Annotated in this window: 17 protein-coding genes; 6 read left to right on the top strand and 11 right to left on the bottom strand. The window is 70.7% G+C overall.

Features of this window, described 5'->3' with window-relative positions:
• Positions 1–35 precede the first annotated feature (35 nt).
• Complete coding sequence (locus AB0C36_RS22935; RefSeq protein WP_358356802.1) at positions 36–1,379, bottom strand: hypothetical protein; 1,344 nt, start codon at positions 1,377–1,379, stop codon at positions 36–38.
• A gap of 563 nt (positions 1,380–1,942) precedes the next feature.
• Between AB0C36_RS22935 and AB0C36_RS22930 the strand changes: the two genes are divergently transcribed.
• Positions 1,943–2,596, top strand: coding sequence for a hypothetical protein (locus tag AB0C36_RS22930; protein WP_358356800.1), 654 nt, complete (start codon positions 1,943–1,945; stop codon positions 2,594–2,596).
• A gap of 278 nt (positions 2,597–2,874) precedes the next feature.
• Here the strand turns inward: AB0C36_RS22930 and AB0C36_RS22925 are convergent, their stop codons facing one another.
• The 4 genes from AB0C36_RS22925 to AB0C36_RS22905 form a co-directional block, all read right to left on the bottom strand.
• Positions 2,875–3,633 (bottom strand): GNAT family N-acetyltransferase, encoded by a 759-nt coding sequence (locus tag AB0C36_RS22925; protein ID WP_358356798.1) that lies wholly within the window; start codon positions 3,631–3,633, stop codon positions 2,875–2,877.
• 20 nt (positions 3,634–3,653) lie between these two features.
• The gene (locus tag AB0C36_RS22920; protein ID WP_358356797.1) at positions 3,654–3,986 is read right to left on the bottom strand and encodes a hypothetical protein; all 333 of its coding nucleotides are present in this window, start codon (positions 3,984–3,986) and stop codon (positions 3,654–3,656) included.
• A gap of 167 nt (positions 3,987–4,153) precedes the next feature.
• Positions 4,154–4,954, bottom strand: coding sequence for a hypothetical protein (locus AB0C36_RS22915; protein WP_358356796.1), 801 nt, complete (start codon positions 4,952–4,954; stop codon positions 4,154–4,156).
• Positions 4,955–5,693: 739 nt separating this feature from the next.
• The gene (locus AB0C36_RS22905) at positions 5,694–7,028 is read right to left on the bottom strand and encodes a cation:proton antiporter domain-containing protein (RefSeq protein WP_358356793.1); all 1,335 of its coding nucleotides are present in this window, start codon (positions 7,026–7,028) and stop codon (positions 5,694–5,696) included.
• A 953-nt stretch (positions 7,029–7,981) separates the two neighbouring features.
• On the opposite strand from AB0C36_RS22905, the gene AB0C36_RS22900 reads away from it, so the two are divergent.
• Complete coding sequence (locus AB0C36_RS22900) at positions 7,982–8,233, top strand: response regulator (RefSeq protein ID WP_358356792.1); 252 nt, start codon at positions 7,982–7,984, stop codon at positions 8,231–8,233.
• Between the two features lie 251 nt (positions 8,234–8,484).
• On the opposite strand, the gene AB0C36_RS22895 is transcribed toward AB0C36_RS22900, so the two are convergent.
• The gene (locus AB0C36_RS22895) at positions 8,485–9,084 is read right to left on the bottom strand and encodes a helix-turn-helix domain-containing protein (RefSeq protein WP_358356790.1); all 600 of its coding nucleotides are present in this window, start codon (positions 9,082–9,084) and stop codon (positions 8,485–8,487) included.
• 113 nt (positions 9,085–9,197) lie between these two features.
• On the opposite strand from AB0C36_RS22895, the gene AB0C36_RS22890 reads away from it, so the two are divergent.
• Entirely contained in the window at positions 9,198–10,016 is an 819-nt protein-coding gene (locus AB0C36_RS22890; RefSeq protein WP_358356788.1) for an MBL fold metallo-hydrolase, read from the top strand.
• Positions 10,017–10,373: 357 nt separating this feature from the next.
• On the opposite strand, the gene AB0C36_RS22885 is transcribed toward AB0C36_RS22890, so the two are convergent.
• Positions 10,374–11,285 carry a phytanoyl-CoA dioxygenase family protein gene (locus AB0C36_RS22885; RefSeq protein ID WP_358356786.1) on the bottom strand — a complete coding sequence of 304 codons (912 nt, stop codon included), beginning with the start codon at positions 11,283–11,285 and terminating at the stop codon, positions 10,374–10,376.
• Positions 11,286–11,385: 100 nt separating this feature from the next.
• Between AB0C36_RS22885 and AB0C36_RS22880 the strand changes: the two genes are divergently transcribed.
• Positions 11,386–12,252, top strand: a complete 867-nt coding sequence (locus AB0C36_RS22880) for a helix-turn-helix transcriptional regulator (protein ID WP_358356784.1) — start codon at positions 11,386–11,388, stop codon at positions 12,250–12,252.
• Here AB0C36_RS22880 and AB0C36_RS22875 read toward each other — a convergent pair.
• Positions 12,206–12,340 (bottom strand): DUF1508 domain-containing protein, encoded by a 135-nt coding sequence (locus AB0C36_RS22875; RefSeq protein ID WP_358356824.1) that lies wholly within the window; start codon positions 12,338–12,340, stop codon positions 12,206–12,208. The two genes, AB0C36_RS22880 and AB0C36_RS22875, sit on opposite strands and share 47 nt — an antisense overlap.
• Positions 12,341–12,799: 459 nt before the next feature.
• On the opposite strand from AB0C36_RS22875, the gene AB0C36_RS22870 reads away from it, so the two are divergent.
• Complete coding sequence (locus AB0C36_RS22870) at positions 12,800–13,054, top strand: hypothetical protein (RefSeq protein WP_494410256.1); 255 nt, start codon at positions 12,800–12,802, stop codon at positions 13,052–13,054.
• A 717-nt stretch (positions 13,055–13,771) separates the two neighbouring features.
• Here AB0C36_RS22870 and AB0C36_RS22865 read toward each other — a convergent pair.
• Positions 13,772–14,434 carry a response regulator gene (locus AB0C36_RS22865; RefSeq protein WP_358356780.1) on the bottom strand — a complete coding sequence of 221 codons (663 nt, stop codon included), beginning with the start codon at positions 14,432–14,434 and terminating at the stop codon, positions 13,772–13,774.
• Positions 14,431–15,555 (bottom strand): sensor histidine kinase, encoded by a 1,125-nt coding sequence (locus AB0C36_RS22860; protein WP_358356778.1) that lies wholly within the window; start codon positions 15,553–15,555, stop codon positions 14,431–14,433. The genes AB0C36_RS22865 and AB0C36_RS22860 overlap by 4 nt, the downstream gene beginning before the upstream one ends.
• A 217-nt stretch (positions 15,556–15,772) precedes the next feature.
• Here AB0C36_RS22860 and AB0C36_RS22855 point away from each other — a divergent pair, with 217 nt between their 5' ends.
• Positions 15,773–16,165: a DUF6223 family protein gene (locus AB0C36_RS22855; protein WP_358356776.1), complete on the top strand. Its 393-nt coding sequence runs from the start codon at positions 15,773–15,775 to the stop codon at positions 16,163–16,165.
• A 489-nt stretch (positions 16,166–16,654) separates the two neighbouring features.
• Here AB0C36_RS22855 and AB0C36_RS22850 read toward each other — a convergent pair whose 3' ends face one another.
• The gene (locus AB0C36_RS22850) at positions 16,655–17,017 is read right to left on the bottom strand and encodes a hypothetical protein (protein ID WP_358356774.1); all 363 of its coding nucleotides are present in this window, start codon (positions 17,015–17,017) and stop codon (positions 16,655–16,657) included.
• Positions 17,018–17,454: the final 437 nt, after the last annotated feature.

The following is a 17,454-nucleotide window of genomic DNA, read 5'->3' as shown; positions in this document are numbered from 1 at the left end:
CCCGCGGAACGCGCCGACGCGGCACGGGCCCGGGACTACACGGTCGCGCCGCCGCCGTCCGCCTGGCGCGCCCAGCGCGGGGGAGAGGCCAGCGCGGCGCGGATCGCCGCCTGGGTCGGGCGGCCCACAGTCTCCGGAACGTCCTCCACCGGCATCCCGAACACATGCGCCCACACCCGGCGCCAGCCCAGCCGGCGGGCCGTACGCGCGGACGCCCGCCGCTCCGCCGACTGCGCACGCCGGACCACTTCGGCACGCGCCGCGTCCGCGTCGTCCAGCCAGATCGGGCGGGTACGCAGCAACTCCTCGACGTACGCCGCCGACCACCGTCCACTGCGCGGCCGCAACGCCGCCACCAACTCCGGATCCAGGCCGAACAACTCGGCCACCGCCTCGTCGGACAAGCGGGCAACCGCGCGGGCGGCGTCCTTGAGCACCGCGTCCGCACGCTCGCGCGCCTGCTGCCACACGAGTTCCTGCTCGCGCCCCCACATCGCCGAGACGCGCTCGAGCTCCTGGTCGCCGCGCAGGAGCAGCAGCCACCCGGGCGGCACTTGCGCCAGCTCCTCCAGCGTCGAACGGGCGATGTAGCCGTGCAGCGCGGGAGTGTGCTCCGCCACCCGCATCGCCGGCACCCCCAGGCGCGCGGCGACCTCCTGCGGCTTCGCCAGGCAGGGGAGTACGCGCAGCGCTGGGCCGGTCGCCTCCTCGGCCAACTGGGCGAGTTCGGCGGGGCGCAGCCGTGCCTGCCCGACGAGTTCGGCCAGCGCGCGGGCCCGCGTGTCGTCGCGGAACCGCCGCAGGCGCGGCGGGATCCGGCCGTGCGCGGCCCCGAGGGCGACGGCCCACAGCACAGTCTCGACCGGGTCGCCCATCGCCCCCGGACGGCGGGTGGCGAGCAACTGGCGCGCGTGCTGAGCCCGTTCGCGGTTGTACGCGCGCGTGCGGGCAGCTTTGGCGGCGGCCTGCGAACGCGCCACGGCCGCGGCTGCGGCACGCAGTTCGATGTCCGCGACGACATGGGGGAGCAGGGCGTCGACGTCGGCGGTCCGGTAGTAGCAGACCTCCAGGTCGCGGCCGTTGCGGCGCAGCCACTGGCGTTCCACCACCGGCAGTTCGGCGGTGCGGGCCACGCGGGTGAACCGTTCCCGGCTGATGTGCAGACGCGCGGACGCCTGACGGGCGCTCAGCGGCTCCTCGCGGTGCAGCGCGTCCAGGAAACGACGTTGGTCGGCGGCGGCCCGGGCGACGCAGTCCGCGTCGAACGTACCGTCCTCGTGTTGGTCCAGCAGCCCCGCCCGCGCCGCCAGTCGGACCTGGCGGGGGACCAGCCCCAACGCCTGTCCGACCCGCGCGGCACCCATTCCTCGTGGGGTCACGGCCGGCCCCTTCCCTCGGGTGACACCGATCGGGCCGACGATAGAACGGGCAGGGTCCCCGGGGTAGGCGAAGGCGGGAAATCCGCCCGAAAGTGCCAGCCGTGTGGACCGGTCCCGGGTTGTCCGGGATAGCCCGGATGCGGGTGCCGCGCCGCAGCAAGGAAAGTTGCGGGGAGGACATGGACGGGCACAGAGAGGCAACAAAGCGGCCGCGGGGCAGGAAAGTTGCGGACGAGCGCCGGAGGGCGCGCGGGCGGGGGACGGCTCGTGACGGATCGTCACGATGGACGTCGTGTGACGCCGTGACGCGCCGCGGCGAGGGGGCCGCGGGTTTGTATCCGGGGCTGCTCGGGGATGTGCAGGTCCTGCCTGAACGCGCTCGCTCCTCGCCTGATCATGTCGCTTCGTGTGTCGCCGCCTATCGCTGCGCTGTCTCGCCCCGCGCGTGCCGCGTTGCCCTGCCTGGCGGTTGGTGGCCGCCGGTGTCGGTGCGACGCACTACGGTCCTGCCCTCCGGGGGTGGCATGCCCCGGGACGATCTGTGAGCGAGGGAAGCGCGCGAGATGGGCTACTGGGGCGAGTTCGTGGTGGTACGCAGTGAACGCTCGGCGCGGGAACTCGACCCGCTGAACGGGGGATTGTGCCGCAGAGGACACGAGGACTGCCTCGGCTCCGAGCGCGCGTACGGCGACGCGTGGCAGATCGTCCCGGTCGAGCACGGCGTACCGGGGGAGACCGCGGAAACGGTCCGGCGGCTCGGCGAACAGACGGGCGCGCCCGCGTTGATCTGCTACGTGCTGGACAGCGACGCAGGGCTGGTGCACGGCTGGTCGGCACACGGAGGCCCGTGGCAGACGTGGTTCCGGCCGCAGTACGCCGCCGAGTACGAACTGCCCGTCGACCTCTGCTACGAGGACGAGACGGGGATGCCCGCGACGGCGTACACGGCCGCGTGGCACGCGGAGCACGACCGGCTGGTACGCGAGATGCCAGGGCACGCGCGGCGGGTCGCGGCGTGGGCGGTGGAGGCCGGCTGGTCGCCGGACGTGGACGCGGTGCACCACGCGCTGATTCACGACGAGCCGGGGTGGGCCGAGGAACAGTTCCACCGACAACTGCTCGCGGCGATGGGCGCTCCGGCCCCAGTGGCTCACGGGCCGTTGCTTGTGCATCATCGGCGGACTGTGGAAGGTGGGAGGGGCGCCCAAAGCACCTAAGACGTATGGCCTTTCACAGCGGCGGATGCAGAGCCGCGGACGAGTTGTCGGTCCCGCGGCTTGATCCTCGCCTGCGGGCCGCTTGCGCCCGCCGCCGTCTGTCCGGTCGCCGTCGGGGCATCCGCTACACCCCACGCGGCAAGGTCATCTGCACCTAGGCCGAACTCCCGCTCTCCGGCGCGTTCAGGCCCCAGCTCGCAGACCAGAGTCGGCCGACGCCCTCCTTGACCCGTGGGACGCCGCCCTGGCGACCCCCGAACCACGCCCTCCGTACCCCCTCACTTCTCCAGGCTCCGGCCGAGGCCGGCCGCGCGTTCGACGGCTCGGCCGATGGGGAGGGCCACCTCGGGCGCGCGGGTGGCATGTGTGCCAGGGATCCGTCCCGGCACGGCGGTGAGTCCGCCCAGGGCTGCGTCGAAGCCGGGTGCGTCCCGCTGAATGGCGGCCACTTGACGGTCGACTTCGGCGGGGCCCTGACCGCGGAGCGGGAGAAGGTAGAAGTACCTGCCGTCCTCGCGGGTGCCGATGATCTGGGCGCCGAGCGAGCGGAAGGTGGCCAGGGAGGCCGTGTTGTCGGGGGCGATGTGGCCGGTCGCGTACTGCTCGTCGGCGGGGCGCCCGTCCCCCCAGGCCCGGGTCACCTCCCTGCCCAGGCCCTGCCGTTTGAACTCCGGGTGTACGGCCACCGCGAGCCCGTGCGGGACGGGCCGGTCGGCCCAGCGCTCCCTGGTGGCCGCGCTGATCGCGTGCATGCCGCCCGCACGCGGGACCAGCAGCGGGCCGCCGAAGGAGTCCCGCCACAGGGACCGGTCCCCTGTGTACAGCGAACCGGCTCGGAAGCCCGCGACACGGCCGTCCGACGTCTGCGCCACCGCGGCGCTGAACGCGGGCGCCTGGGGGTCGGTCGAGGCCCTGCGGTACTTGGCTTCCGTGGCGGCCCGGACGTCCTGCGACTCGGACGCGGCCCAGACGGCGGCGAGTTCCGGTATCAGCCGGGAGATCTCGTCGGGATCCCGTACGACCCGGATTCGGAACAACGCCGCTCCCTCGAACTCCGCTACTGCCCGAACTGCCCGGGACCGGCCAGCTGTTCGGCGACCAAAACCTCGAAGTGCATGCGCTGCACCTGCCCTTGGACGTCGACGATCCACGCGTCCACGCCGCGCCGGAACACCCGGCGGCCGCCCGGTGTCCACGGGTGCCGGGGCTGGTACGTCCACACGAGGTGATCGGCCATGCGCCGCGCCGATTCCTGGTTGTCGGCCGGATACACCTGCGTGATCTCCATGCGCCCGCCCGAAGCCAGGTGCTCCTTGACCAGGACGACCCACTTGGCCACCGACACAGGTTCCCCCGCCGCCCATGCGCGATCCGGCACGCCGTCCTGCATGCGCAACTCCCTGGATCAGTGGCCTCCTTGCCCCCAGCGTGGCGTAACAGCCCCGGCGAAGGCTGAGGGTATTGCCTCGGATCCCGGCCGGTCCGGGCAACTCCGCGCGTCGTCATCGGAACGCGCCGCGGACCCGCCCTCACAACCACAACCGGTCGGGCGGATCGTCAGGGGGTGGAGACGGTGTCGACGTACTTCATGGCGACCGCACGCAGGTCGTTGACCATTTCCCGTGACGTGGCATCCTTGGCTCCGCCGTCGACCCGTACGACCTCCGCGATCACCATGTAGTGACCCGACACGGTCGTGCTCACCCAGGTCGGCGCCGACGCAGGGACGCGTACGCCCGAACTCGACGGCGGCGTCAGGAAACTCACGTACTGGCCCTTGCTGCGGTCGTCGGAGAGCTGGTCCTGCAGGGCCGTGGCGGCGGGCTTGTCGGTGAGCGACACCACCGAGAGCGCCCCGACATGTGTCTTCCCCGAGTTGGCCCACACCGACTGGATGACCTTGATGCAAGTCCCCTTCATCAGCAGGCGCATCTCGGGCTCGGCCGCCGTGCAGGAGCCGGTCTGCTTGGCCAGATGCTGGTACGACCGCGCCTCGACCGTCCGGGCGCCCGTCTCGGGGAACCACTCGTCGGCGGTGAACACCGTCGTGTCGCCGGTCGCGTTGTTCCAGTCGTTCTTGCCGGTCGGCTTCCCCGACGCACCGGTGGCGGGTGTTTTCCCACCGGCCCCGGTCGACGGCACACCGGTGGGGGACTTCGTGCCGACGCCGCCGGGGAGCGTCGGGATCGGCGGCGTCTTTCCGCCCATCGGCCCGGTCGGAGTACCGCTGTTGCCCGATATCGACAGCAAGCCGCCGATCACGCCGATCGCGACCACAGCCGTGATCCCGGTGACAAGCCACGGACTGCGGCCGGACCTTTGGGGCGGCGGGGCGAGAGCGTCATTTTGCGAATCCATGACCGAGACCGTAGTCACCCGCGGGTGACAAGCGGTGAGGGAAGCCCCTGCAATATGCGGAGTGCGCACGGACGATCGAGGCGCCAAGCCCCAAAGGCCGCCAGCCGTACGCCTCACCTCGGCCGCTTCCTGGCCGGATGCCGCCTTGTCGACACAGGGCCCCCGCGCCGCGCCGGCAAACCCGCCTGTCACCGCCACGGACGCCTCGTCGGCTAGGCCGTCCTCGGCCCCGCCTCCAACGCCTCCAACGCCTCCCGGGCTTTGGGAACCTTCCTGCGCCGGGTGATGTGGCTGCCCCCCCCACGACCGCGACCAAGACCCCCAACGGGCTCTACGCCACCGGCGCGCCCTCCGAAGCCGTCGACCCACGCACCATCAGTCCGGGCGTCCGAGAGTCAAGACCTGGCGACGCCGCAACACGGATGCGCCGACCGCAGGACAGCGATCGAAGCGACTGTGGAAGCGACCCGCACCCGGCAACCAGGCACGGTAAATCGTCGACAGTCGCTGAGTGAGACCCCTGAGTCGCTGGCGTATTTGTGCAGGTCAGCGCACTGGGCCCTACGGATCAGCGACTGAAGCGACCCAACTCTCCAATTGCCGGACGGTATGCGGCCGACTGCGATAGCCGAACTCATGCGGAATGCCTTCCAGCAATCGCGACACGAGTACGTGGCCAAGTAGCCGCCGCTCCCGGTCTGGGCCATGCCCAAGACCCTGGGCGACGCAGGGCTTTGAGCTAGGTCGTTGCGTCTGAGGGGTCGGGCGAACCGCGGACCGGGAGCGGGGCGTCGGCCTGGGCGTCGGCCGCGACGGTGGCGGCGACGGGTGCGGCCGGGGAAGTGCGGGGGAATCGGAGCAGGGTCAGGATCGGGCCTGTGGAGACCGTGGTCACGAGGGCCACGATGACCAGCACGGTGTAGAGCGACTGGTCGATGATGCCGCTCTGGAGGCCGATGTTGAGGGCGATCAGCTCGGTCAGCCCTCGAGTGTTGAGCATGACGCCGACCACGGTCGCCTCATGAGAGGGCATTCCCCCGAGGCGCGCGCCGAGGTAGCCGCCACCGACCTTGCCGACGGTGGCGACGGCGGTGAAGATGCCGAGGAGCGCGAGGTCGGTTCGGCTCAGCGCACCGATGTCCACGGACAGTCCGCTGACCATGAAGAAGACCGGCAGCAGAATGGTGCCGCTGTCCTGGAGCGGGCGTACGAGGCTCGCGTCCGGTTCGCCGTCGGCTCCGCGCGGCATGATCATCCCCGCGACGAACGCGCCGAAGATGACGTGCAGTCCGAGCGCGGACGTGGCCCACGCGGAGGCCATGGCCAGCGCCGCGACGACGGGGAGGTCGCCGCCGGGGACAGCCTCGGGGCGGGACAGCCAGCGCCGCAGTGCCGGACGTACGACGCACAGCATCGTGGCCATGTACACGGCGAAGAGAGCCACCGTCGCGGGCAGCGACAGGTGCTCTTGTTCCGAACTGCCCGCCGCCATCACGGCCGCGGCGAGCACGATCCAGCCGAGAGCGTCGATGACGCCCGCGGAGGTCATCGAGACGACGCCCGCGACGGTCGATGCCGCGCCCCGTTCACGGATGATGCTGGCCAGCACCGGGACGGCCGTGACAGCCATGGACACGGCCATGAAGAGGACGAAGCCCGTGTTCCCGGTTACGTCCCCGCCGGGAGGGGTGTAGAGAGGCGCCACGAGGAACGCGGCGCCGCCGCCCAGCACCATCGGTATGACGAACCCACACGCGGCCACGGCCGGTACGACCTTGCGCCGTTGCCGGAGCACGCGCAGGTCGAGTTCACAGGCCACCGCGAACAGGAAGGGCACAAGCGCGATTTGGGCGACGACGGAAAGGTACGGCAGCACCTGCCGCGGGAACAGCATGTCCATGAACCCGCCGGGCAACCGCCCCAGCAGGCTGGGACCCAGGGCCAGCCCGGCGAGGATCTGGCCGATCACGGCCGGTTGGCGCATCTTCCGCGCGACGGCCCTGAGCAGATGGCTCAGAGCGACGATGACGGCGGTACCGGCGACGACGTGGGTGACCAACTCGTCCGTGCTCACGCGGGATTCCCCTGGGTCGGGTGTGGATGCCCTCAGGCTGGCGCAGCGCGTGACCAGCGGCCAACGTGTGCGTGGCACCTGCGTTTTGCGGATACTCGCTCGCGCGTCCCGGACGGAGAGTCGCGTTGCATACCCGGCGGCGACGGTTTCGTGGGCGCGGGCCCGCGACGGCGTCGGCAACGTGTTCGCGGAACTGCATGACATTCGGGAACTGTGCTGAACCACTGCTCCCGGCGAACCACCGTTTGGGACACAGCAGAAGCCGTCGCCTCCACGGTCGTCCCGGCGTCCCGGCCACCCAACAACTACACAAGCGTCTGGTAACAGCCGGCTCCGTGCCACTGCTGCCCCCGGCTGCCCGGTGCAGCGAACCACGTCAGCCATCACCCCGCCGCTTGTACGTACGGCAGCGACCGGCTCTGAAGCGCTTGCACGGGCTCCCCGATCGAGCCGGGCCCGACCGCGCCGCAACGTCTCCGCAACGCAGGACCACGTCAAGTCCGGGGGGACTGTAGAACGAACCGTGGGTGTTCTTATGCAGCCAACTCCGTCTCACGTCCGGAGGGGACAAGGCGTGAGTACGTGATCACGTCCGGGTGTTGAACGCGAACGAGCGTGTACGCGTGGCGTTTTCAAGGCTTACGTCACTGGCATTCGAGAAGGCTGCGGACAAGGGAGAGGTCACCGGGGCGCGCCAACGGCGACGCGGGTGTCAACGTGCTTGTCCTTGCCCGAATTTGGGGTTCCGGCCCGTTCCATCCAACCCGCCCGGTCGCGACCCGATCAACCAGGCGATCGACGCTGCGGACCCCGCGTGCCACTCACACCTGTCCGTACACATGCCAACGAGAGCCAGGAGCACAACCAGCTCAACTGGTCTCGGTGGCGATGGCGTCGTCTGGACCGAGTTGCATGATCAGGGTGGTGCTCAGCGAATACCTCGTGTCCACGTAGTGGCGCACACCAGGTGCATCGACGACGACGCGGACGCGATGCCGCTCGAGGAGGCCCTGCTCGGCGGCCGCGGCGCGCGGCGTTCGACCGGGCCGGACGGGGTCGCCGCGCTGAAGTGGCTGCGTGACCCGGCTTTGCCGCGCCCGGACTTGATCGTGCTGGACTGGAACATGCCGCGCATGGACCGCCGCGAGTTCCTCAAGCTCGCCAAGCCGACGAAGACCTCAAGACCATTCCCGTTGTGGTGCTGACCACCTCCCGGGCCTGAAGACATCGCCGCCGCCTACCGCGGTCACGGCAACGCGTACGTCACCAAGCCGGTCTACCTTGGCGACTTCACCGCCGCGGTCCGTAGCATCGACCGGTTCTTCCTGGAGACCGCCGCCCTCCCCGGCTCCTGACGTCAGGCCGGCACCAAACGTCGAAGCGCGCCGCCCTGGGCCACGCGCTTCGACGTGCATCAACGCGTCCCACCGCCCCAAGTTCGGAAACAGGCGGCCGATCAGGGTCTGCGCGAGATGACCATGATGTATTGGCAGGGCCCGTCCGTTCGGTTGGCGAAGCCGTGGTCCGCGTCGGCTTGGAAGAACAGCGAGTCGCCTGTGTCCAGGGTCTCGATGATCCCGCCGATCGCGACGGTGAGGGCGCCTTCGAGCACGACGAGTTGTTTCTCCGTGCCCTGCGGATACGCGGGCAGCAGCCCGGTGGAGACCTGCGCGGGAAGGTAGTGGACGACCAACTCGGATCCCCCCGCGCCCGGGGCCGCTGACACGATGTGCCGCTCGAAGCCGGACTCCGGGTCACGGAAGACGGGCCGATCGTTCTTGCGCATGACGACGGCCACACCGGACGCCGCGGCCGCCGGCGCGCCGATCAGGTCCGAGAGCGAAGCGCCGAGCGCGTGGGCGATTTTGGACGCGACGCCGATCGTCGGGCTCTTCTCGCCGCGTTCGACCTTGGAGAGCATTGCCCGGCTGACCGACGACTGGGTGGACAGTTGCTCCAGCGTCAGGCCTGCCTCCTCGCGGCGCCGCCGCACGTTGCGGCCGAACGCGCCGGCCAGGTCGTCGCCGTGGTGCGGGTTGTCGTCCTGCTCGAGCACCGTGCTCCTCGATCGATGTATGCGTCGCTGCGCACAGTGTAGAGTTTCTCCTATAAGAGATTGAGTCTTCTATAGAAGACGCATGCAGTACGCCCGACACGACGGAGAGTTCCATGCGCCTGATCACACGTGGCCGACACCACGCCACCTTCGAATTCGGCAACCTGCGGGTAACCGCGTTGCGCGACGGATACATCGACATGCCACCGACCCGACTCCGAGACGAGGACGGCTGCGCGCTTGCCGAGCTGCCGGCGACTGTCCCGCTGGTCGGCGACAACCTGCGGCTATCCGTCAACGCGTTCTTCGTCACCGACGGCACGCGATCGCTCCTCATCGACACCGGCGCGTCCAACAACTGGCACGACCCAACCATGGGACTGATCTACGACGCGCTCGACGAAGCCGGAATCGACCGCCAGCACATCACCGACGTGGCTATAACCCACAACCACGAAGACCACGTGAGCGGCCTGATCGCGCTGGATGGCTCCGAGGCGTTCGGCAGACTCGAGCGCGTATGGATCGGCGCGGGCGACACCTCGGTGTTCACCGGACGTCTCGAACCGATCCGTGACCGGGTCGTACCCGTGACGGAGAAGGCCGCGATCAACGACTGGGCCACCGCGATCCCGACACCGGGCCACACACCCGGCCACACCGTCTACGAGATCACCAGCAGCGCCGGCCACCTATTTGCCTGGGGCGACACCGTCCACGTTCCCAGCCTCCAATTCGAACGGCCCAAGGTATCCTGGGAGTTCGACGGCGACCAGGCCCAGGCCCGCGCCGCACGAGTGGACCTCCTCGAACAACTCACCCAACCACACCACTTTGTAGCCGGTGCCCACCTCGACTCACCCGGCATCGCCCGCGTAACCCCCTCACGCGAGGGCTATGCACTGGAATACCTCGCACCACCGATCGGCTGATCGAGCCCGTCCGCGCCGGGCCGCGTTCGCGTACTCCGCCACGGACTCCTCCGACTGCGCCGCGGGCGAGTCCCGCGGCGCAACGTCAGCTTTTCGCGGCCGAGGCTCGCTCCCGGGCTTCATGGCGGCAACTGACCACCCCGCCACCCCAACTCGCCATCCAGGCACCGCAGAAGCAGGCAGCCGCCCTGGAAGCGAGTAGCTGTTCGGCGGACGCTACGCCTCCAACTCGTCTGGCTCATAGACGGTTTTGCAGTCCCTTCATGAGGCTCTCTGGGCCATGGGGGTGCCATGGCCTCACCCCCAGTTCAGAGCGGACGGGCCATCGTCGAACGCGGGGGCTCGGCGTGGCCTGGATCACGCGATGTCCTTCGTGGTGTTGGACGGCGAGTCAGGCGGGGGCATCGCCGGTGTAGGCCTTGTGTTGGCAGTGGGTTCAGTGTCTGAGGGGGTGTTCCCGTCCGGGTGGCTTGATGTCCGAGCCCATGGGCGGGGGAAGGTGGCGCCGTCCAGACGGTCGCCGGGGGCGAGGCCGAGGGGGTCGGTCACTACATGGTGGCCGCCGTTGAAGCGGGTCGCCTCGTCCATGTAGATCGTGACGTGCGCGAGCCGCGCCCGGTCGGTGCGGTTGGGCAGGGCCATGTGCGCGGTGCGGCCGCTGTGGAAGGTGCAGTCGCCGGCCTGCAGCGGCACGGTGACCCGGGGGAGCCAGCGCAACGACGGGTCCAGCTCGAACAGGTCCTCCTCGCGGTGCAGGTCCTGGGCGCGCAGCCCGGCGCGGTTCTGGGTGCCGGGCAGGAAGGTCATGCAGCCGCGCTCCGGCGGGACGTCGACCAGCGCCGTCCACACCGACAGCGCGAGCCGGTCGCCCTCGTGCGGCCAGTACGGACGGTCCTGGTGGAACTCCGTGGCGGCGTTGTTGTGCGGCTCCTTGACCAGCATCTGGTCGTGCCAGAGCCGCAGCGGGAACCCGGCGAGCTGCTCGGCGATCCGGCCCAGTCGCGCGTCGAACGTCAACTCCCGCAGCACCTCGTCGCGTTGCCAGACGTTGACCAGTTGCCGGAACACACCCTGCTTCTCCAGGCTCTCGGTGCGGTGCGCCGCCAAAAACGCCTCGGCGCCGGCACGGAAGCGCTCGACCTGCCCCGGCGCGAGCACGCCGCGTACCCGGACGAAACCGTCTACGCGATACGCCGCCACGAGTTCCTCCGAGATCCGCCCGTCGGCACCGATGTCGCTGCCGGCACGCCTACTTGTGGTTCTGGCCATTCCCGCCTCCAGGTTTTCCGCTGTCGCGCCACAGCAAGCCTCGTCCAAGGCGGCCGGGACGGGCCAGGCCGATCCCGACACTCAGTCGTACGATTCCGACATGCCTGCCACGCTGCACGAGCACGCCCTGTTCGCCGGGCGACCGGTCCTGGCGGGGGTCCACCGCGTGGACGCCGATATCGAGGCGCACGCGCACGACTTCCTCGAGATCGCGGTCGTCGCCACAGGCGACGGCCGACATATGACCAGCCGAGGCGAGCACCCCCTGCGGCGCGGACACGTCATCGTCCTGCGACCCGGCGCCTGGCACGGGTTCCGCGGCTGCGCCGAACTCGTAGTCGCCAACTGCTGCCTGTCCACCCGGGCGCCGGGGCCCGACCTTGCGGCGCTGTACGACATCCCGATGCTGCGCCGGATGTTGTGGACCGATCCGGTCGCCTCCGGCACGCACGGCGTGGCGGTGACATCCGTCGATCCGGCCGCCGCCGAGGAGGCCGTCGCGCAGATCGGCCTGCTCGCCCGGGACCTCGGGGCCGAGCAGAGCCGCCGCGGCCGGGTGCTGGGCCGCCTGGCCACCGTCCTCGGCGTGCTGGCCGACGCCCGCGACCGCGACGGGCCGACACCCGAGCCTGCCCTCCACCCCGCCGTCGCAGCCACCGTCGCCCGGCTGGAGGCAGCACCCGACCGACCGTGGCGGCTGGACGACCTGGCCCGGGCGGTCAACCTCGATCCGGCGTACCTGGGCCGGTTGTTCAGGCGCGCGGTCGGGCTGACCCCGCTGGGCTACCTGGCCCGGCTCCGGGTCGAGCACGCCGCCACCCTGCTGGCCCACTCGGCGCTGCCGACCGCCCGGGTCGGCGCCGCCGTCGGATGGGACGATCCGACGTACTTCGCCCGCCGCTTCCGCAGCTTGTCCGGCCTCACACCAACCGAATACCGGCAGCGCAGCCGCTCGTGGGCTCCTTGACCTTCGCGCCGGGCGCGCCCGGCGGGAGCGACCTGATCCCGTTCATGCACGCCGCCTCGGACTTGTACGCCTCGCCAGTCGCGCTGATTCGGCCGTGCCCGGCCTTGAGCCGGAACCGGTACTTGCCGCCTTGTCGGCGTAGACCTCGAACGCACCCGCCGCGCTGACCACTTCATGTCACTGGAAACCACGCGTTCGAGCGTCTTGGCGGCAGGCGACGACGTGTCAGGGCGCTCGGTGTCCCGGGCACTCGGCGGCAGCGACCCACACATCACCCCGACGGGATCGGAAGTAGGGCACCCGGTGGTTGCGGACGCCGGAGGTTGAGGGGTTCGCCGCTGGTGCGGGGGCGTTGGGGGGTTGATGCTCATCGGGGCGCGGGATTTGTACGTGCGCCTGTACGGTGCGCATCGGTCTACACGGGGAGTTGAGGATGGGACGTCTGCGCGGTGCCGCCGGTTCTCTGGTGATTGCTGCTGTTGTGGTGCTCGCGGGGGGCTGCTCGGATTCGGATGACGGGGAGGCGCCGCAGGTGCCTGGGGTGGACATGCCGACGGATCTGCCGGTGCCGCTGCCCGGGAAGCAGGGGGCGACGCTGGCGAACTTCAACAAGGTCACCCGAGGGATGACCCCGGAGGAGATGTTGGCGATTATGGGCCGGGAGAACTGTTCGGTGGTGTCGTCGGGCAACATCGACGGGGAGTACGCGGGATGGGTGTGCCTCGGGCAGTACGGCACCCAGGCCCAGTTCTTCTTCACCAAGGGTGTTCTGGAGGACAAGCAGCAGATCGGGCTGCGGTAGGAGTGCGTTCGACAGGCCCGGTTGCGCGAAACCGTCGGCGAATAGGTGGCGACTTCCTCGGTCTGTCGGGGAGTTCCACGTCGGTTCCGTCGGCGGCGTACGACTCGACCTGGTCGTCGAGTTGCGTCGACCGGTCGGGGCTGTAGCTCTCGATAATCCACGCTGTGGGGATGCGGGCGGTGTCGAAACGCCGGCCAGGATCCCAAGTGCGGGCGGCGAACTTCGCGATCAGCACGTTGTTTTCGGTCTCGTCGACCACCGGTGAGGGCCGGCGCCGCAGACGCGGCGCATCGTCCGGCGCCCCCCGACGTGTGCTCGCTCCGGGGCATCCGGGGGGACTGTACGCCCCGACTGCGCCGGGCCGCCCTGACCGTGTGCCCGGGGGCGTGGTGGCGCGTTGGCGGGCTCCGCCGACGGACATGACGTGGCGCAGCACGCCAGCACGACAGGCTTCGAACGTCGCTGCCCGCCAGTCGGGGCGTCCGCGTGGGCGGCTGCGGAGCGTCTGGCGTACGCGAATGACCTGGACGACTTGGATGACCTGGACGACGGGCGTTTGTTGATGAGCGGTGTCGGCGGCGTCGGACCGCTCGAAGATCGGTTGACGGGGCCGAACGCGTCGCCCTGGCCGGGCAGGCTGGAGTGTGCCCGGATGTGGAGGTCACCGGGACCCACGTCCTGCCGTTCGCGTGGTCGGCGGCATCTGGGCGGTGGGTCTCAGGGTTGGCCTGCGGTGACCAGTCCTGATTCGTAGGCGAGGACCACGAGTTGGGCGCGGTCGCGGGCGTGGAGTTTGGCCATGGCGCGGTTGAGGTGGGTCTTCGCGGTCGTCGGGCTGATCACCATGCGCTCCGCGATCTCGTCGTTGGACAGGCCGCGCGCGGCCAGCGCGACGGCTTCGCATTCGCGGTTGGTCAGCTCGTCCAGCCCGGTGACCGTTCCGGCGGGGAGCGGTTGGGCGATGTAGCGGTCGATCAGCTTGCGGGTGATCGAGGGGGCAAGGAGTGCGTCGCCGCGCGCGGCGACGCGGACGGCGGGCAGGAAGTCTTCGGGCACGATGTCCTTGACGAGGAACCCGGCGGCGCCGGCGCGCAGCGCGTCCAGGATGTACTCGTCGAGGCCGTAGTTGGTGAGGATGACCACGTGGACGTCGGCCAATGCAGGGTCGGCGGCGATGCGCCGGGTCGCCTCGATGCCGTCGAGGACCGGCATCTGGATGTCGACGAGTGCGATGTCGGGCAGGAGTTCGCGGGCCAGGGCCACACCCTGCTCGCCGTCAGCAGCCTCGCCGACCACCTCGATGTCGCCTTCGGCGTCGAGGAGTGCGCGGAACCCGCTGCGCAGCAGCGGCTGGTCGTCGACCAGCAGGACGCGGATCACGAGGCGCGCTCCACCGGAAGTTCCGCCTGGACGGTGAACCCGCCCCCGGCGCGCGGTTCGGCGACCAGGCAGCCGCCGAGCGCGGCGACCCTCTCGCGCATGCCGGTCAACCCGACGCCGGCGCCCGCGGTACCGGCCGGTGTGGCGGTGCCGTCGTCGTCCACGCGGATCGTCAGCGCGTCGGGCCGGTAGTGGATCCGTACGGACGCGGATGCGGCGGCGGCGTGCCGGACGACGTTGGTCAGCGACTCTTGGACGATCCGGTACGCGGTCCGGTCCACCGGCGCCGGCACGCCCCGCCGCGGCCCGTCGATCGTCAACGTCGCCGCCAGGCCGGACGTACGGGCCCGCTCCACCAACTCCGGGACGTGGTCGATCCCCGGCGGCGGGGCCTTCCCGTCGTCGCGCAGCGCCTCCAAGGTCGCTCGCAGGTCCCGGCTCGCCTCCCGGCCGGCCTCGCGGATCGCCAGCAACGCCTCGGGGGCCTCCTCGCCGCGGCGCCGCGCCAGGTGGACGGCCACCTCGGCCTGCACCTTGATCACCGAGATCTGATGGGTGAGCGAATCGTGCAATTCGCGGGCGATGTGCAGCCGTTCCTCGTCCGCGCGGCGCCGCGCGGCTTCCTCCCGGGTGCGCTCGGCCTCGTCCGCGCGCCGTTCGGCCTGCCGGAGCGCCTCACCGGCCGCGCCCGCGGCGATCAGCCACGCGATCTCGAGTGCGCCGCGGGCCTGCGCGTAGGCCTCGCCCCCGTCGCGCAACGACACCAGCGCGGCCAGCGGCAGCGCGGCCAACAGGACCACGGACGCCGCCACCGTGGCCTTGCGGTGCCCCGCCCGCATCGCCGCGTACACCGCGAACAAGAAAGCCACGACCGGCACATCGAAACCGGCCGCCTGGTAACCCAGAGCGCACAGCCCGGTGCCGACGAGTACAGCCACCGGCGCCCTGCGGCCTGCGGCCAGCGCCAGGCCGCCCGCCACCAGCAGCACGTACCCGAGCAGGTCGACAACGCCGGCGGAGCGCTCCGCGGACAGCCCGGTGACCAACTGCGCCGCGGCCACCCCGACGGCGACCGCCCAATCCCGGGCAGCAGTGCCGACCGCGAACCGTCCTGACGTCATAGGGCGCACCCTAGCCGGGCACCCCGTTCGGCCGGGTCCCGCTCACGGACGAGCACCCGGCTACCGCAGGCGCGGTACCGGCACGGCTCCTGCCGCGTCCGCAGTAGCCGGATGAGTCATCGGCGGCAGCGCAAAGAGTCTGCAGTCGGTGGACGACCGCGCACGGACCCGGCGGACATCCTCGGACGACATCCATTCCCAGCAGAAGGAGCAGCCCATGTCCGCCCTGTCCGTGCTCGCTTCACCGGCCGTCGTGCACGCCTCCGCACAGCCCCTCGCCGTCGGCGACTTCGGCTCAGGGCGGATCGGCGCCACCGTGGCCGCGTTCCTCGGGCTGGCCGGCGCGATGGTCGGCGGCCTGGCCCTGGCCCGCGCCACCGGCCGCGTCCGTACCCGCTCCGGTCCGGGCACCGGCCGCAGCGGCGCCGTCGCCGCCGTGGCCGCCGGCATCATCAGCGCGGCCCTCGGGCTCCTGGTCGTCGTCACCGCCGAAGGCGGCCTCGGGACGGGGAACGGCCTGGGCGGAGGCATCGTCGCCCTGATCGTGGGATTGATCGCCGTGGCACTCGGCACCCTGGCCCTGACCCGCTCCCGCCGCGTGCCGGCATGACGCGGCCGTCCACGGGCCCACTCGGCACACGACGCAGGCATGAACGCCAGGCACTGTCGCATGCCGACGTGGGGAATATCGCACGCTTGGACTAGCGCCCCCCGCCAGCCGGAGCGGCGGAATGGTCAGGGTCGGAGCGTCATGCATACGCGAACGACCTGGACGACGAGCGGCCGTTGATCGCGGTGTCACCGACGTCGAACCGGTCGAAGGCGGACAAGGATCCGGCGCAGTGGGTGCCTTCGCATGAGCTGTACCGGTGCGAGTATGCGGTGAACTGGATTGCGATGAAGCTGCGGTGGGGCCTGGCGGGCGACGTCGCGGAACGCGACGCGCTCGCCGCGCAAGCGGCCGTATGCCCTGAAGCGGAGATCGCCGGGACCCGCCCCGCTGACAGAGCGCCTGCGAGTAGACGGTTGGCGCGCGAGGCCACGGGAACCAGCGGCTCTGAGTGGTGTCGGGAGGCGCACCCCGACGCGGTGGCGCGCTCTACCGCGGGTCGCGGCGCATAGGTCGGCGACGCATGGGTCTTGACGGTGTCGGAATGTACTCGGAGTTGGGGACGAGGACGGATGGCAGGGGGCCGTGGACGATCGCCTCGCGGGGCAGGTCCAGCGTGAAGGTGGTTTCGGCGAAACGCAGGCAGTCCCGGTCGTAGTCGGCGGAGATGTTCGCCTCGGTGGGGGACCGACCGTCCGGCAGGAGCAGTCCGGCCTCGATCATCTCGGGCCACCACCGGCGCGGGTCGGTTCCCGCGGCAAAGCGCTCCATGCCCGGCTCGAAGCGCGTGACGACTTCGCCGTGCTGCGCGTACGCGAAGGCGCGCGTGAGGTGGAAGTCGGCGACGAGCACCGCCTCCGTCCCCGTTCGAGACTGGTGCGAGCAACGTGTAGCCGACGGTGGAGCGGTGCTCGAACGCGAACGCCCAGTCGCCCGCCCTGCCGAGCTGGATGACCTCCTCGGGCATACCGTGATACGAGCCGACGGCCCGGTCATCCACGTCCGCCCAGGTCATCGGCACCGCGGAAGCAGGGTCTGCGCCGAGGCGCCGCGCCAACTCCTCCTCGGTCACGCTCCGAACGAAGACGACGCAGTAGAGGATCTTGAACTCGTCGGGGAGCCAGAGGATTCCGTCCGGCATGCCAGTCCCTCCCAGTGCAGGGCATCGAGGTGGTTCCGCAACGACGGGGGACGTCGGACGCGGCGCGTTGTCTGGCGCCCCGACAGCAGTTCGCACGTGGAAGGTCACGGTGGCGCTGTACGGCCCGACACCGACCGGCAGCCCAGCC

The organism is Streptodolium elevatio (genome assembly GCF_040649515.1).
GTDB classification, from domain to species: domain Bacteria; phylum Actinomycetota; class Actinomycetes; order Streptomycetales; family Streptomycetaceae; genus Yinghuangia; species Yinghuangia elevatio.
The sequence above is the reverse complement of the archived record's forward strand: the minus strand, read 5'-3'. Positions and strand labels throughout refer to the sequence as shown.